Origin of the sequence: Bariatricus sp. HCP28S3_D3, assembly GCF_052065755.1 — a bacterium.
Taxonomy (GTDB): Bacteria; Bacillota; Clostridia; order Lachnospirales; family Lachnospiraceae; genus Allocoprococcus.
Map to the genome: position 1 here is coordinate 1 of NZ_JBQHTK010000026.1, position 14041 is coordinate 14041.

Annotated in this window: 22 protein-coding genes; 15 read left to right on the forward strand and 7 right to left on the reverse strand. The window is 39.9% G+C overall.

Annotation, left to right across the window (positions count from 1 at the left end; genetic code table 11):
• Positions 1-217: 217 nt before the first annotated feature.
• The 9 genes from ACTNB3_RS13540 (at position 218) to ACTNB3_RS13580 (ending at position 3784) form a co-directional block, all read left to right on the forward strand.
• Positions 218-607 (forward strand): winged helix-turn-helix domain-containing protein, encoded by a 390-nt coding sequence (locus ACTNB3_RS13540; RefSeq protein WP_235250839.1) that lies wholly within the window; start codon positions 218-220, stop codon positions 605-607.
• A 222-nt stretch (positions 608-829) separates the two neighbouring features.
• On the forward strand, positions 830-1264 hold the full coding sequence (locus ACTNB3_RS13545; protein ID WP_331472909.1) for a recombinase family protein: 435 nt from the start codon (positions 830-832) through the stop codon (positions 1262-1264).
• Between the two features lie 15 nt (positions 1265-1279).
• Positions 1280-1489 carry a hypothetical protein gene (locus ACTNB3_RS13550; protein WP_331472910.1) on the forward strand — a complete coding sequence of 70 codons (210 nt, stop codon included), beginning with the start codon at positions 1280-1282 and terminating at the stop codon, positions 1487-1489.
• A gap of 49 nt (positions 1490-1538) precedes the next feature.
• The gene (locus ACTNB3_RS13555; RefSeq protein ID WP_154322120.1) at positions 1539-1760 is read left to right on the forward strand and encodes a DUF5348 domain-containing protein; all 222 of its coding nucleotides are present in this window, start codon (positions 1539-1541) and stop codon (positions 1758-1760) included.
• Between the two features lie 12 nt (positions 1761-1772).
• Positions 1773-2096 (forward strand): hypothetical protein, encoded by a 324-nt coding sequence (locus ACTNB3_RS13560; RefSeq protein WP_235251277.1) that lies wholly within the window; start codon positions 1773-1775, stop codon positions 2094-2096.
• Entirely contained in the window at positions 2083-2532 is a 450-nt protein-coding gene (locus ACTNB3_RS13565; protein ID WP_235251278.1) for a hypothetical protein, read from the forward strand. The genes ACTNB3_RS13560 and ACTNB3_RS13565 overlap by 14 nt, the downstream gene beginning before the upstream one ends.
• Positions 2533-2575: 43 nt before the next feature.
• Positions 2576-2779, forward strand: coding sequence for a hypothetical protein (locus tag ACTNB3_RS13570; RefSeq protein ID WP_235251279.1), 204 nt, complete (start codon positions 2576-2578; stop codon positions 2777-2779).
• A 9-nt stretch (positions 2780-2788) separates the two neighbouring features.
• Entirely contained in the window at positions 2789-3130 is a 342-nt protein-coding gene (locus ACTNB3_RS13575; RefSeq protein WP_235251281.1) for a type II toxin-antitoxin system RelE/ParE family toxin, read from the forward strand.
• A 66-nt stretch (positions 3131-3196) separates the two neighbouring features.
• Complete coding sequence (locus tag ACTNB3_RS13580) at positions 3197-3784, forward strand: SOS response-associated peptidase (protein ID WP_235251282.1); 588 nt, start codon at positions 3197-3199, stop codon at positions 3782-3784.
• A 55-nt stretch (positions 3785-3839) separates the two neighbouring features.
• On the opposite strand, the gene ACTNB3_RS13585 is transcribed toward ACTNB3_RS13580, so the two are convergent.
• Positions 3840-4739 (reverse strand): DUF5688 family protein, encoded by a 900-nt coding sequence (locus ACTNB3_RS13585; protein ID WP_347375395.1) that lies wholly within the window; start codon positions 4737-4739, stop codon positions 3840-3842.
• Between the two features lie 429 nt (positions 4740-5168).
• Here ACTNB3_RS13585 and ACTNB3_RS13590 point away from each other — a divergent pair, with 429 nt between their 5' ends.
• From ACTNB3_RS13590 to ACTNB3_RS13600, 3 genes are read left to right on the forward strand one after another with little or no spacing between them, the layout of a single operon-like run.
• Complete coding sequence (locus ACTNB3_RS13590; protein WP_427738672.1) at positions 5169-6437, forward strand: DNA polymerase Y family protein; 1269 nt, start codon at positions 5169-5171, stop codon at positions 6435-6437.
• A gap of 13 nt (positions 6438-6450) precedes the next feature.
• Positions 6451-6765 carry a hypothetical protein gene (locus ACTNB3_RS13595; RefSeq protein ID WP_427738642.1) on the forward strand — a complete coding sequence of 105 codons (315 nt, stop codon included), beginning with the start codon at positions 6451-6453 and terminating at the stop codon, positions 6763-6765.
• Between the two features lie 15 nt (positions 6766-6780).
• Positions 6781-7329: a GNAT family N-acetyltransferase gene (locus ACTNB3_RS13600; protein WP_320813684.1), complete on the forward strand. Its 549-nt coding sequence runs from the start codon at positions 6781-6783 to the stop codon at positions 7327-7329.
• Between the two features lie 177 nt (positions 7330-7506).
• On the opposite strand, the gene ACTNB3_RS13605 is transcribed toward ACTNB3_RS13600, so the two are convergent.
• Positions 7507-8070, reverse strand: a complete 564-nt coding sequence (locus ACTNB3_RS13605) for a TetR/AcrR family transcriptional regulator (protein WP_427738644.1) — start codon at positions 8068-8070, stop codon at positions 7507-7509.
• Between the two features lie 125 nt (positions 8071-8195).
• Between ACTNB3_RS13605 and ACTNB3_RS13610 the strand changes: the two genes are divergently transcribed.
• From ACTNB3_RS13610 to ACTNB3_RS13620, 3 genes are read left to right on the forward strand one after another with little or no spacing between them, the layout of a single operon-like run.
• Positions 8196-8915: an HXXEE domain-containing protein gene (locus ACTNB3_RS13610; RefSeq protein WP_320813686.1), complete on the forward strand. Its 720-nt coding sequence runs from the start codon at positions 8196-8198 to the stop codon at positions 8913-8915.
• Positions 8916-10766 (forward strand): CocE/NonD family hydrolase, encoded by a 1851-nt coding sequence (locus ACTNB3_RS13615; RefSeq protein ID WP_320813687.1) that lies wholly within the window; start codon positions 8916-8918, stop codon positions 10764-10766.
• Between the two features lie 48 nt (positions 10767-10814).
• Positions 10815-11501 carry an HXXEE domain-containing protein gene (locus ACTNB3_RS13620; RefSeq protein ID WP_320813688.1) on the forward strand — a complete coding sequence of 229 codons (687 nt, stop codon included), beginning with the start codon at positions 10815-10817 and terminating at the stop codon, positions 11499-11501.
• A gap of 198 nt (positions 11502-11699) precedes the next feature.
• On the opposite strand, the gene ACTNB3_RS13625 is transcribed toward ACTNB3_RS13620, so the two are convergent.
• Genes ACTNB3_RS13625 through ACTNB3_RS13645 form a run of 5 tightly spaced genes read right to left on the reverse strand, consistent with a single transcriptional unit; the run spans position 11700 to position 14039 of the window.
• Positions 11700-11969, reverse strand: a complete 270-nt coding sequence (locus tag ACTNB3_RS13625; RefSeq protein WP_320813689.1) for a hypothetical protein — start codon at positions 11967-11969, stop codon at positions 11700-11702.
• Positions 11966-12502 carry a hypothetical protein gene (locus ACTNB3_RS13630; protein ID WP_320813690.1) on the reverse strand — a complete coding sequence of 179 codons (537 nt, stop codon included), beginning with the start codon at positions 12500-12502 and terminating at the stop codon, positions 11966-11968. The genes ACTNB3_RS13625 and ACTNB3_RS13630 overlap by 4 nt, the downstream gene beginning before the upstream one ends.
• The gene (locus ACTNB3_RS13635; RefSeq protein ID WP_320813691.1) at positions 12493-12744 is read right to left on the reverse strand and encodes a hypothetical protein; all 252 of its coding nucleotides are present in this window, start codon (positions 12742-12744) and stop codon (positions 12493-12495) included. Before ACTNB3_RS13635 ends, ACTNB3_RS13630 begins: the two co-directional genes overlap by 10 nt.
• Positions 12745-12761: 17 nt before the next feature.
• Positions 12762-13274, reverse strand: coding sequence for an AbrB/MazE/SpoVT family DNA-binding domain-containing protein (locus tag ACTNB3_RS13640; RefSeq protein ID WP_320813692.1), 513 nt, complete (start codon positions 13272-13274; stop codon positions 12762-12764).
• A gap of 60 nt (positions 13275-13334) precedes the next feature.
• Complete coding sequence (locus tag ACTNB3_RS13645; protein ID WP_427738645.1) at positions 13335-14039, reverse strand: hypothetical protein; 705 nt, start codon at positions 14037-14039, stop codon at positions 13335-13337.
• Positions 14040-14041: the final 2 nt, after the last annotated feature.

The following is a 14041-nucleotide window of genomic DNA, read 5'->3' on the forward strand; positions in this document are numbered from 1 at the left end:
GCAAAATGCACTTGATTCGTGGGCAGCTAAAGCATAAATCGCTATTTTGTTAGCTGAAATATTGAGTTTTCAAGGTACGAAGCCCATTTTGGGTATGGGAAGTCTTAGTTATTTATTGATGAATAGATACAATAACTTTTTTAAATTTTTGTTGAAATAGAACCTTAGGGATATCACATGATTTGAAGTGAAATAGTGGGTGGTGGTGTTGAAAGAAATGATAGAGATTGTAATGAGGAAGATTGGAAAGTCGGGGAATATTACAGAGACTGTTCTGGTTTCATTGCCAAATGCAGAATCCGCTACAATGACTCATGATCCCAATATACTTACTTTCTCTCAGTTGGAAATTCATCTTCAGAAACAGATGATTTTCCAAAATGGTAGATTTATTTCTCTTTCTCATTTAGAGTTTCAGACCCTTTCTTATCTGGCATTACATCCTGGATGGGTGATTTCAAAAGAACAGATTTATGAAGCTGTCTGGAAAGAAGATCAGGAATATTGCGGAAGTGCTGTGGCAAATGTGATCAGCCAGATTCGAAGAAAAATTGGAAACGGTTATATAGAGACAGTGATAAACAGTGGATACAAATTTGTTGGGTAAATTGAAATCTAAATCCTAGAGTCAGGGATATTATTTTGCTTAGAGGTTGCGTTTTCCTTTCCTATTACATACAGAATAGTTAAGCATATTTCAAAAAGTACACAATTTGGAATATGGAAAAAGAGACGTGAATTTTGTACCGAAATGTATGGATAATTCCTTTTGGAATATTCCAGAAGAAATGCCTACATTTTGGAACATTTGCAGAAGGGAGAGTGCAAAATGGCTGTATATGGTTATCACAGGACCAGCACTAGGGACCAGCATCTTGACAGAGGAATTCAGGAGATACGGCAATTCTGTAAGGAACACGAAATGGAGCTGAAAAATATCTTTACGGATCAGCAGACAGGAAAGAATTTCAACAGACCAAGATACACTGTGCTGGTAGAAGATGTTCTGCGGTCAGGAGATATTTTGATTATTACGGAATTGGACCGGTTGGGCAGGAATAAGAAGGATACCATGGAGCAGATTCGACAACTGCAGGAAATGGGCGTGCGGCTAATGGTTCTGGAGTTGCCGACTACATTGATGGATATGTCAAAAATGGATAACACCATGGCTTGTCTTATGATGGAAACCATCAATAATATGATGCTGGAACTTTATGCTTCTATGGCACAGGCAGAAATTGAGAAAAAAGAAAAGCGCTAGAGAGAAGGCATAGAAATGAAGAAGCTCCGAGGAGAATGGGATGATTATGGAAGACCTGCAGCAATCGGAGAAGATAAGTTTGATGCAGCATTTTCAAAAGTAATTGCCGGAGAGATTACACCGACAGAGCTTCGGAAAGAATTAGGATTATCCCACACGACGTTTTATCGCTATCGAAAAAAATATTTAGAAAAACATCCTGAGATTTTGCAATCATCAGATTAACGTCACTATTACTAAGTATAAAAGATAATTTTTCAGGAGGAATAATAGAATGAGCGAGAAACGAGAAGGTAATCTTTTTTATGACAAGGAAAGTGGACGTTATGATATCCGATTTGGAATGGAATCATATTATGGCGGTCTGCATTGTGGAGAATGTTTTGAAGTAAAAATTAATGATGTCTGGGTGCCGGTCCGGATTGAAATGGATGAAGACTGGTATCTGGTGGGACTGCCGCTGAAAAGGCTTGATGGATTAACCGTCCGGATGTGAAAGGAGTTTCAGATGGCAGCCGTGCAGAAAAGGAAGTATGAAAAACCAATGATAAAGTTTGTGACAGATATGAATATTATATTGGAATGTCTATATGAGGTGTACGGACAGGAGGAACATCATGTACTTGAAGGGAAGGATATTCAAAAAACGATGATTTTTCCATTTCTGAAGATGTTAGAGAATCAGTGCAATGGAATTACTGTAAGAGTGATACATAAACAATTATGGGAAATCTATATAGCGGATCAATCAAAGGAACAGTTTATCAGTAATGCAGAGTCTCTTTTGAAACCGTTGAAACGAGCGGAGGAAAATGTGAATGTACTACAATAATTACAGAAAATCATGTGGAAACAGGCTGTTGAATAAGAGAATACCGCTATCGGATCAAGAGATCAAAGAACAATATATGGTGGCTTTACAAAAATTGTATGAGCAACATGATTTGGGAAGCATCTTATTTCTGCGGATTGCTGCAGAAACCGGATTAAGAATGCGTGATATTTATGATCTGAAACCCTCCGAGATAGTTGTTAGAAAGATTCATAAAAAATCATTGAAGACTGGTAAATACGAAAACTATCCGTTGATTTCTGAAGAAACAGAAAAGATTGCAGAACAATTAGTGGGGCTTCAAGGCAGATTTTTTAGCAGGGATTATCAGTATTATATAACTGGGATTAAAAGACAGTTCAGTGATCCTAATATGAAATTACTTTACATTGTACAATACAAAAGAAATAAGAATAGGGTTGAATGTTGTGCATGAATCCCAAATGAAAAAGAAATGGATATTTCCATCAGATAGTAGTATGATAAAGATAGTAAAGATTTTCCGTGGAGAAAGGGTGATGGTTATGGCATTGGCACAGGCTACAAAATCTCAAGAAGCAACTTATACAATTGATCATGCAATGGATGTTCTGCTGGCAAAGCTGGACGAGGCGATTGACGATATGGAAAATGGCAGAGTGCAGACCATCGAGGAAGCCTGGGAGGAAATCGACGCAGTATAAGGAACGCAAATGGAAAATAAGAAATACCGTGTTGTAATTGCTGAAAGCGGTAAGCGTGATGTGAAAGAGAAAAAGAAATATATTCTCCAGCATTTCAAATATCGTGAATATGCAGAAAGCTTTTCGCAAAAGATAAAAGCAGCAGCAATGCAATTAAAAGTATTTCCGACAGGATATGAAACGACAGGGTTTCAGTATCGAGGTTACAATATCTATATGAAGCCACAAAGTAATCATTTGCTGTTTTATACTATTGATGAAAGAACTGCAACGGTTACAATTCTTCGTGTGCTTCAGGATGGTATGGATTGGGAATACATAATAAAACGCTGGATAAAGAGAAATTCATAGAGGATAAGGCAGCATTTTGTGCTGTCTTTTTCTATCAGTGATCTTGCGAAACGAGGAGAGATTGGAATGTGTGGACGATATTATGTGGATGATGATACAGCCAGAGAAATAGAAAAAGTGGTCCGGGAGGTGGATGAGAAACTGAGAAGAGAGCGCAGGGGTGATATTTATCCCTCTCAGTCTGCAACTGTGATCACCGGAAGGAAACCACATCTTCTGGCAGAAGAAATGTTATGGGGCTTTCCGCAATATCAGAAAAAAGGGCTGCTGATTAATGCAAGAGCAGAAACAGCTCTGGAAAGAAAGTCGTTCCGGGATAGTGTGATGCACAGACGCTGTATCATTCCGGCAAAGCAGTTTTATGAATGGGATCCGGATAAGAATAAAGTTACTTTCCTGAGAGAAAATCAGCCGGTCTTATTCATGGCGGGTTTTTACAATCGCTTTCAGGATGAAGACCATTTCATTATCTTAACTACCCAGGCAAATGAATCGGTCAGTCCTGTGCATCATCGGATGCCGTTGATTCTGGAAAGATCCGAATTGGAAGATTGGGTATATGAAGACACGTTTTTGGAATATGCACTGCATAAAAAGCCGCCACAGTTGGCACGAAGGCAGGACTATGAACAACAGAGTTTATTTTTAATGTAAAAGGAGCCGTCTGAATTTAATCAGGCGGCTCGGTGTTATTTTATGGCATTTTTGGTTAAGCACACAGGAGTTCCTTACGATCCCGAGAATAAAAGTATGCATGATCTGAAAGAATTTCTTCTGGGATGACCATTGTTTCATTGACTTCCCGAATGATTTCGTTTAATTCCATGCAGTCAGTATCAGAAGCTTTTAATAACAGAACTTCATGTACGCTGCTGGGAATGACAAAAAAATCATCCTGTAATGTTTTACCGATTTGATTCATGAGATCATCATACAGTGTACAGATAGCACCGTGTTGTCTTATAGCATTAGAGAGTATGAACAATTCTGATTTCATGACACAATCTCTGTCTGAATCTATAAACTCATTTGAGCTAGGAAAAGCATTTTGCAGAAAATCAGACATAGGTGTGAGTTCAGCAGGAAAGACACGAGGAGTGTTTTTTCTTGCATCTGAGAAGATGGTATTTAGATCTTTTCCCCAGGTCTTTAGATGTTCATTTCGAATCAGAACCGTTGCCATTCTACTATCCTTACAGTCCAAAAGTACATAAAAGACAATTGCCAGATCCAAATAAGGAATATGCGGTACATCTTTTAGTAGCGACTGATTTGACTTGAAATTGACTAATTTGTAGAGGAGCTTTTCTTGAAGTTTTTCATAATTGAGTAGCATTTCTGTGTCCGTAAAGGAAACATCTGCCGCCTGGTGATACAGCTCAACAATATCTTCTGCAATCAGTGAAAGAGATTTTCCGGTCAGATAGAATTCATACCATTCGTCCAGATACAAAACAGGGCTTATATTGGATGTATCATTGGAAAATTCAATTCCATGCTTCAGGGTGTTATTGTTCTTAGTCGTTGTGATAGGATTCAGGCTGATATGGGAATCAAGCCTGCTTTCCAGTTCTTTGAGTAATGTTTCTTGAAATTCGTTGTAATTCATAAAAATCTCCCTTCTGGTAAATTATTGGGCAATCATTTTTGTGAATAATTCGTTTGTCCTTCCCTCCTTCCTGCATTTAGGCAAAAAAAGAGAATGGACACAAATGCGTTCATTCTCTAATATGCTGCAGATTCCTGCAAAATAAAAAAGCCAGAAGGCTCTGCTCTGTGATGGCAGAGAAATCCTCCTGACTTATATACAAACCTAAACTGCGTGTGAATATCCATTACGGATGACACAAATAATGATTACAAAATTATTTTAACACTATATATAGAAGATGTCAAATGATCAAAAACTATATATTGTATATACGGGGAATTTATAACATCAATGATTGTAAAAAATATCAGATGAGGTGTAGATTCCATATTTTCACTCTTGTAAAAAGAATACCAGTTCGATATAATAATTTAAAAGGAGGCGAACATAAGTTTGGATAAAGTGATTTTTCATATTGATGTGAATTCAGCCTTCCTTTCCTGGGAGGCTGTTTACCGCCTCTATCATTTAGGAGGAAAAGTAGATCTGCGGGATGAAGTAGCTGCTGTCGGAGGTGATATGGCCATGAGGCATGGAATTATCCTGGCAAAATCAATCCCGGCAAAGAAATATAATATCAAAACCGGCGAGAGTATTGTGGAGGCACTTCAAAAGTGTCCGCAGCTTAAATTGGTTCCTCCGAATTATAGTTTGTATGAAAGATGTTCCGCTGCTTTTATGGAGATCCTTCGGCAATACTCTCCGGATGTTGAGCAATATAGCGTGGATGAGGCATTTGTTGATATGACCGGCACCGAAAGTTTGTGGGGAGAACCGGTCACTGCAGCCAACCGTATTCGGAATCAAATCAGGGAAGAATTAGGATTTACGGTGAATGTCGGGATATCGGAGAATAAACTGCTGGCGAAAATGGCAAGTGATTTCCAAAAGCCTGACCGAGTCCATACCTTATGGAAGCATGAGATTGAAATGAAAATGTGGTCGCTACCGGTAACGGATCTGTTCTTCGTTGGGCGAGCTACTGCAAAGAAATTGTTTCATATGGGAATCCATACGATTGGTGAGCTGGCACAGTCTGATCCGATTATGCTGAAAAGTCATTTGAAAAAGCATGGAGAGGTGATTTGGGCATTTGCGAACGGGATGGATGTTTCTGTGGTTCAGTCAGAAGCTCCAGCAAATAAAGGATATGGAAACAGCACCACCATTGCTTTTGATGTTACAGATGTATCTACAGCCAAGCTGGTTCTCCTTGCTTTGGCAGAGACAGTTGGAACCAGACTGCGGGCGGCAGGCGTCCGTGCAGAGGTAATCGCCGTCGGAATCAAAACATTTGATCTTCAGTATGCAAGCCATCAGATGACATTGAATAATGCAACCAACATTACGATAGAAATCCATCGTTGTGCATGTCAGCTCTTTGATTCTCTTTGGAATGGGAAAGCAATCCGGCATCTGGGCATTCATACCAGCAGGATTAAGGATCATATGGATATGCGGCAGCTTGATATGTTTGATACAACGGATTATGAAAAGCTGGAGCATATGGATGCAACTGTAGATAAGATTCGGATGCGTTATGGCAGGGATTCTTTAAAACGGGCAGTATTTGTAGGAAGCAGGATTGATCACATGTCAGGTGGTATCAGTCGGGAAAAACGTACAGTTGATTATAAGAAAGTAAAGGTAGAATAGGAGGTGTCATTTGATGGGATTTTCAATCGGTATGGAAGAGGAAAAGCTTCAGGAGCAAGCAATTCGGGGAGTGCCACATAAGGTTGCAGCAGACTGCTGGTTTACCAGCACCGGTAAAATGATCCCCAGAATGATAAAATATGAGGATACTGAGGGAGCCAGGCATTTACTGAAAGATATTGAAGTGCTAAAATCTGATAAGAAGCATTATGCGGGTATTCTGATGTATCGATATGACTGCAGAGCAGTTGTGAATAATCGGATGCAGAACTTTATCCTATGTTACCATCCGGAAAATAATACGTGGGATATGATATTCCCGGAATAGAAAGGAGTACAAAAGATGAATCCATTTATAGATTGCCCTGTGTATGAAACAGAGCATTTTATTATAAGAAAACTTAAGCGAGAAGATGCAGAGGCATTATTTTCCTGCTATTCAGATTCGGATGCGGCAAGATTTTTCAATGGAGATTGCTGTGGGGATGATTTTTATTATACAGATTTGGAAAAATTCAAAGAATGTGTAGAATTCTGGCTGGAGCGGTATGAAGTACAGGATTTTGTACGCTGGAGCATCCTTGACAAAGAAACCAATTATCTGATAGGAACAATAGAGATTTGTCCTTCTTTAAAATATGCAGTAGATGGGAAACGTATGGGGATTTTGAGAATAGATTTAAAATCTGACTACGAAAGACAGGAAGTGTTAAACGAACTTATGAGTATCCTAATTGAACATGCTTATGATGATTTTCAGGTTTCATCGTTGCTCATGAAAATTCAAAAGGATGCTGAAGAAAGGAAGACGTTGGTTAAAACATATCAGTTTGTTACAGCGAAAGATGAATGTAATATTTCTTTTGAGGATTACTATATCAGGTACAAATAAAAAGAGCCGTCCGGATAGGCGACTTGTATACTGTAGATTTGATTCGAGTTCAATATAGAGATGAAGTGCTTTGGAGCAATATTGTTCAAGAAGTAATCACCAAGGCATAAGAAAAATTACATTCATTTTTAGAAATTGATTTGGAAAAAGGTATAAAAAAGTTAAGAAAAAGTATCATTAGCTTTTTGTTATACTTTTTGTCAATATACTGAGTTGTTCTTCAATGATCTGCACCAATTCATCAGCACTTTCTTTTCTTCCGCCTTTGAGCCAGACGGTTAGTATACTGATGGTAAATCCGGTACGGATAGCAATAAAATAATTGCCGTGTTTCATATTAATTCCAGGAAGTTCTCCAAAGCGCTGTTGCAAAATATCAGCATTTTTCATATGACAGGCATAGATAATGTCCTGTCTGCCTATTTGCATCAACAGTTCTAATATGTCACTATGATTTACCCAATAGTCAAAATAGTGTCTGGCAAGATCAAGTTCTCCCTGAAACAGCTTCGGGTGATAGCTTCCTAAAACTTCATAAAAACAAGTATCGCATTTCCAATACAGCACATCGGAAATATTGTCAAATGCCCGATAGAACGTTGTTCTCGCTACTCCGGAAACCTTTTGCAAATCACTCACCGTGATCTGGTCAAAAGGTTTTTTCTTTATACATTCCAACAGTCCTTTATAAATAAGTTCGGATGATTGAACGGCTCGCTTATCTTTACTGATATGATACATATGCTTCCTCCGCTTTTTCGCTACAAGTTTTGGGTTGTGTGTAGCACTTGGTTTGAAACAATTGTATCACAGATTTATTTCCGCTACAATTGTATCGTAAATAAAATTAAAAAGGAGCGACGGGTATGGAAGCAATTATACAAGGGTGGTTATCTATATGGCTGTATGTGATGGGAGCGATTGGTGTTATATTAAGCTATCTGATTTATAAAAACAGGAAAACCTGGTCGATACTCAATATTCTCTGTACATTGGCGGTCATTGTACTGATATTGCACGTAATTGAGGAATGGGTATTACCGGGAGGACTGCACTATTCCTATAACATCAATCACGGTTCTTTGCTTCTAAGCAAATATCCGATGAACCGATTGACCGATATGATTACCAACTTCGGTGCAGTTGTCATTGGCTGTGTTGTACTCAGGGTATGGGGATTTAAAAAGCCTGCAGGAATTGCAATCATGCTATTCTCTGCGATGGAAGTGGTGATGCACATCGGTATTGGAATCCAGGATATGCAGATTTTTAGCAAATATGGAATGAGTACCATTTATTCGCCAGGGCTTATTACTTCGCTGTTTGGTTTCCTTCCTGTCTGTATTGGCCTTGCCATTCATCTGTTTAAGAAAAAAGAGAATCGGCCAAAGCTTACACAATGGATTATTGCGATTGTTGCAACGGGGGCACTTGGATTTTTGTTAATCAATCTGCCTGAAGCGATACTCAGCAGTGAAAACACTCCTTACGAATTTACCGATCGTGGTTACTATGAGAAGTATGGAGAACAATACGAACAGGACAATGGATACGAATATTTTGTACCGGAAGCGGAGGAACAGTAAATGAAGAACAATACGATGATTTTACAAGATAAAAATGGAAAAGAAATGACTGTAGCAGTACGAGGTGCATTGCCGGTGGATTCTCCCTGTGCTCGCTATACAGGCTTCAAGCAGGAAACTCTTCTTCTGAAAAAGGGGACAATTCGCTTGAAAGGATATATGCCTCTGCCTTGTGACATTATTTTAGAACGAGATGTACCAATAACCTTGCGGGATGGTGTAACAATTTATACGGATATTTTCCGTCCGAATGATGATGAACCACATCCGGCTATTATGGCTATGAGTCCATATGGAAAAGAAATCGGTTCCCAATGGCTGGACGATACACCGAATCATGCCGGCATTCCTATGGATGCTACATCGGGTCTGCAAAAGTTTGAAGGTCCTGATCCTGCTTATTGGTGTAATCACGGTTATGCAATCATTAATCCTGATGTGCGTGGAGCGTACAATTCAGAAGGCATTATCCTCTTTTTTGGTAGTGACTATGGCAGGGATGGCGCGGATATTATTGAGTGGGCGGCAAGTAGGCAGTGGTGCAATGGGAAAATCGGTATGAGCGGAAATTCATGGCTTGCTATTTCCCAGTGGTTTGTTGCCGCACAAAAGCCGAAGCACCTTGCAGCGATTGCTCCATGGGAAGGTTTATCTGACTGCTATCGGGAGATTGCCACACGTGGAGGTGTGATGATGCCGGAGTTTGTCAAGATGCTGTCTGACTCCTTTGCTTCTACGGAAAACGGTGGTATTGAAGATGTTATTGCCATGATGAATAAGCAGCCCACAATATGCAGTTGGTGGGAGGACAAAGAAGCTGATCTGGAAGCAATTGATATACCGGCCTACATTGTAGCCAGCTATACCAATCCTATCCACACCTACGGAACACTGGAGGGCTACCGCCGGATTTCTTCAAAAGATAAATGGCTGCGCATCCACAATACAGGTGAATGGGATGATTATTATCACAAAGGGCATACCGAAGAACTGCGATACTTTTTTGACCGTTATCTGAAAGGTGAAGATAATGGCTGGGAGAACACTCCGAAAGTACGTGTCAGCGTTCTCAATCCCGGTGGTAAGGACATTGTTGACCGTGAGGAGGAAGATTTTCCTATTCCCCGTACCAGATATAAGAGGCTGTACCTTGACGCCGGAGAAAATGCTCTAAGAGAATGTCCGGTTTCATTAGAAAGTTATGTAGGGTATAATTCAGACCGTAAAAGAAGTGGTGTCAGCTTTAGTATGAAGATGTCGGAAGACACAGAGCTTACCGGTTATATGAAGCTGCGGCTGTGGGTTTCTGCTCTTGACCATGATGATATGGATTTGTGCGTAATGCTGGAAAAACGCCGTCCGAACGGACTGAAATATAAATACTCCTTAGGTCCGGGCATGGATACATCGGCAAAAGGTTATATTCGTGTCTCTCTGCGTGAACTCGACCAAGAAAAGAGTACAGAGGAAAATCCAAGACAGTCCATGAAACAGGAACAAAAGCTGAAAAGTGGCGAAATCGTCCCTGTGGATATACTGATATGGCCAATGGGATTGAAATTCAAAAAGGGGGATATTTTGCGTATTACTGTTTCTCCATATAAGACACAGAAAATGTGGACAGGACCATTCAAGCTGAAAATGGCAAAAATAACGATTCCGAAAGAGGGATACACTTATTTTCCGGATGATAAACCTGAAATGTATACGATTGGAGGCTCGGAGATGTTCGCCGGTTCAAAGGTAGACACCGCCAATATGCCGAAAGACCATAATAAAGGCAGGCACCGCATATACACCGGGGGAAAGTACGATAGTTTCCTGTATGTGCCGATTATCCCTGAAAACTGATAAAACATTTCTTATCGGATGTATTTTACTTATTAAGGAGTTTTGCTTATGTGGCTTTGGTTTGTTGAAAAAGGATGGCTGTATTGTATGCTGATCATGGGCATTATATTGACAGTACAGTTAATCGTACATTGGAAAGATTGGAATATACTCAGAAAGCTGGCGGCTTTTACTGTCATTGTTCTTGTATTCCATGTCTGGGAAGAGTGGGTCATTCCAGGCGGATTCCATTATTATTACAATCTTTCTTCGGATGCTATTTTGCGAGATCGGTATCCCATGAATGAACTTACAGACATGATTACCAACTTTGGTGGGGCATTGATTTGGTTTATTCTTGTACAGACGAACAAGTATGAGAGAAAAATGAGTTTTGCTGTGATGTTATTCGGGTATGCAGAAGTAATCATTCATTTGTTGGGAGCAACTTCTTCCCGAACAATGCTGTTGGAAAACGGCATTTACTCTCCGTTTTATGGTCCGGGAATGCTTACTGCTCTTATTTGTTGGCTTCCTCTTGCCATCTCATATACTGTGTATTTTGTAAAGACTCATGTTAAAAAGTGGGATGTGATTGGAGGTGTAACAGTTCTTGTGGTATTAAGTATGCTTTTAATTACAATGCCGGAAAGTCTTCTGAAAAATGAAGATACTCCTTATGTGTATGACAATGCCGGATGGTATGAACAGTGGATAGATGATAGTGGTGAGATTATCAATCGAGGGAAGAAGTAAGAATGGTTACAAATGTGATGGTTCTGCAAAGAGCCCGACAGATTCTTGTTTGTATATTTAGAAACATCGTCTTTGGATACTGCTTTTATTTTGTTTGTAAGAGATATTTATTTTCTATTTGTGATCGTGATTTTATTTAAAATATATGAGCCGTCCAGATGGGCGGCTCGTAGTAATTTGATACAGAATATTACAATTCTAAGCTTGCTGTATTTTTCGGATATCATATTGGGGTGCTACCGTAAGATCAAGCTCGGTAATGGACCACTCCAACCAGTCACCGTGAATAACAGCACGGGCACTGTATCCTGAAATATAAGTATATTCTTTTTCTTCCTCGGTTTGATAAACGTCTTCAAGAACCATCTTATAACTTTTTTCCATTTTCTCATATATTTCCTGATAGTCAGTGGATATGGACGGATCATTGAGCGAATCCCCATAACTGCATAATACATAAACTTTCATAATGCATCCCTTTCTTCTGTTTTGGGGTAAACCAGGAGCTTACCTTTTAGGTCCAACTCCCGGTCTATCCAGTGGTCATTTTCATATACTTGTTTCGTGAGTGTATTGTAGATAATTGGTTCCTTTTCGATATCGTCAAGATCTGCCACGAGACAGTTTTTCCTGGCAATATAGGGATATAAGGCTGCCTCTACTTTTTCCCGTAGTTCTAAAGCCATCAGATGTATAAGAGTCACATCATAGGTCTGTGACATACAGTGGCTGATTTGTTTGATCATTCCTGAATCCTGAATCGTCTGATTGACTACATCTATCTGCTCGTCCATTGACACGTCAGGATTGATCAGTAACTGACCGGCTACAATTGATTTGACAAAGGCAGTGGCTGTCTGAGTTACCTGTGCAATTAATTCCTCGTAAGGAACTTTATAATAGGTCTTCAGGATATCCAAAGGGACATTCTCACGGTTCTGCTTTAGTTTGGAAAGCAGCTTTTCCAGGCTGCTTCCCAGTTCATAAGTAGTCAAGCACACATCACCTCAGTTTCATTCGGTATGTTTTCATATTTCAGGTTATATTGGGTGTTACGGGTTTCGAAAACAATGTTGTTTCTGGAAACTTCCAGAATACGTTCCACAGCAGTTGTCATGAAAGTATGTGTCTGAGTAGAAATCCATGCACGTTCCCCGATTCGAAGCGGCAGGAATAAGGTTCCAGTCACGGTAATTGCCTTTTTATCAATGTTGCTTATCGGTCTGATATTTGTTCTTTTCATGGTGATCACACTCCTTTTTAACAAAATTCTTTCTCTAGTGTTTTTGCCACTAACCTTGCACATCCCATTTCCATCTCATTAAGTGGTGTTTTGGATAAGACAGCCAGAGCGAGAGGCAGTTCCTTGTCATTGCGGATTGGAAACAGTGCCGCTACGGGTTCCCTGTGATGGGAAAGCATATAAAGAGGCTGACTTATATCCAGAACCACCTCATTTCCAGAGGCGATATAAGGCTCCAGTCTTTCCGGAAGGGAAGTGCCTTCTGGAAGATATATCCCTGTTGTTGCAATGACATACTGGGCTGTGCAGATAAAGGCTCCGTGTTTGATTGAACTATAAAGAATGGAAAGAATACTCTGGAGCTTTATGGTATCCTGATGAGGTTCTCTGCATTTTCGAATTCGGATTTCCTGATTGGATAATTCTACTTCCAGGGGATTCCCATTCTCAAGTTTTAAAAGTCTGCGCAATTTCGCAGGAATAACAATACGTCCCTGCGAATCTATGGTGCAGATATCTGAGTATTTCATATGTTCACCTTTCTTTCTAAAAGAAAAGAAGCAGCAAATGCCGCTTCCTTTCCATAAACTTTATGCGTCATAAGGCGATGCCTGTGCCGGGTTTTGATATTGTCCGTTTTGTTGGATTCTTTGAGATTGTTGTTCTGCATAAGCCCGCTTCCCATTTGAAATAAGGGAAGGTGCCATACAGGATTCCCAGTTGGTAATGTAAGAATCCGTGCGTTTTAGTAACGTATACAGGTCCATGTCCGTTAGCTGGATAAAGGCGTTCTTTTCTAAAATAAAACTCCCGGATTTCATATAAGAGCCGCCATTCTGATTTTTGACCTTGATGCCTTTGCCATTTACAATCTGAATCCGCCAGGGGCTTTTCATCATCCGCCCGTTCTGGTCATTTACATGCCGGGAAATAGAAAATTGCTGTGCAATGGAGTAGCCCTGGGCATCAGGGTTTCCGTATATTTTGCTCAGCGACCATTCAAATTCCTGGAAGCCGGCAGTGATCCTAGTTAAGAAAAACTGGATCTGTTCCGGTGCCAGATTGAACTGGACGATGATATTTTTATTTCCCGTTCCATTGGAATAATCCTGGATCGTGATTCCAATCAGGGAGTTGACATTATGACCGTTTTCCTGGTACTCACCTTTGGCATGTATTTGAGCATAACTGGTCAGTGGTGCATACCTAAGCCTGTCATAAACAGCAATGAGTTTGCGATCCGTTTGTACTTTATAGATCTGCTCGGAGATCCGTGGTGGTTGATTCTGATTCATAG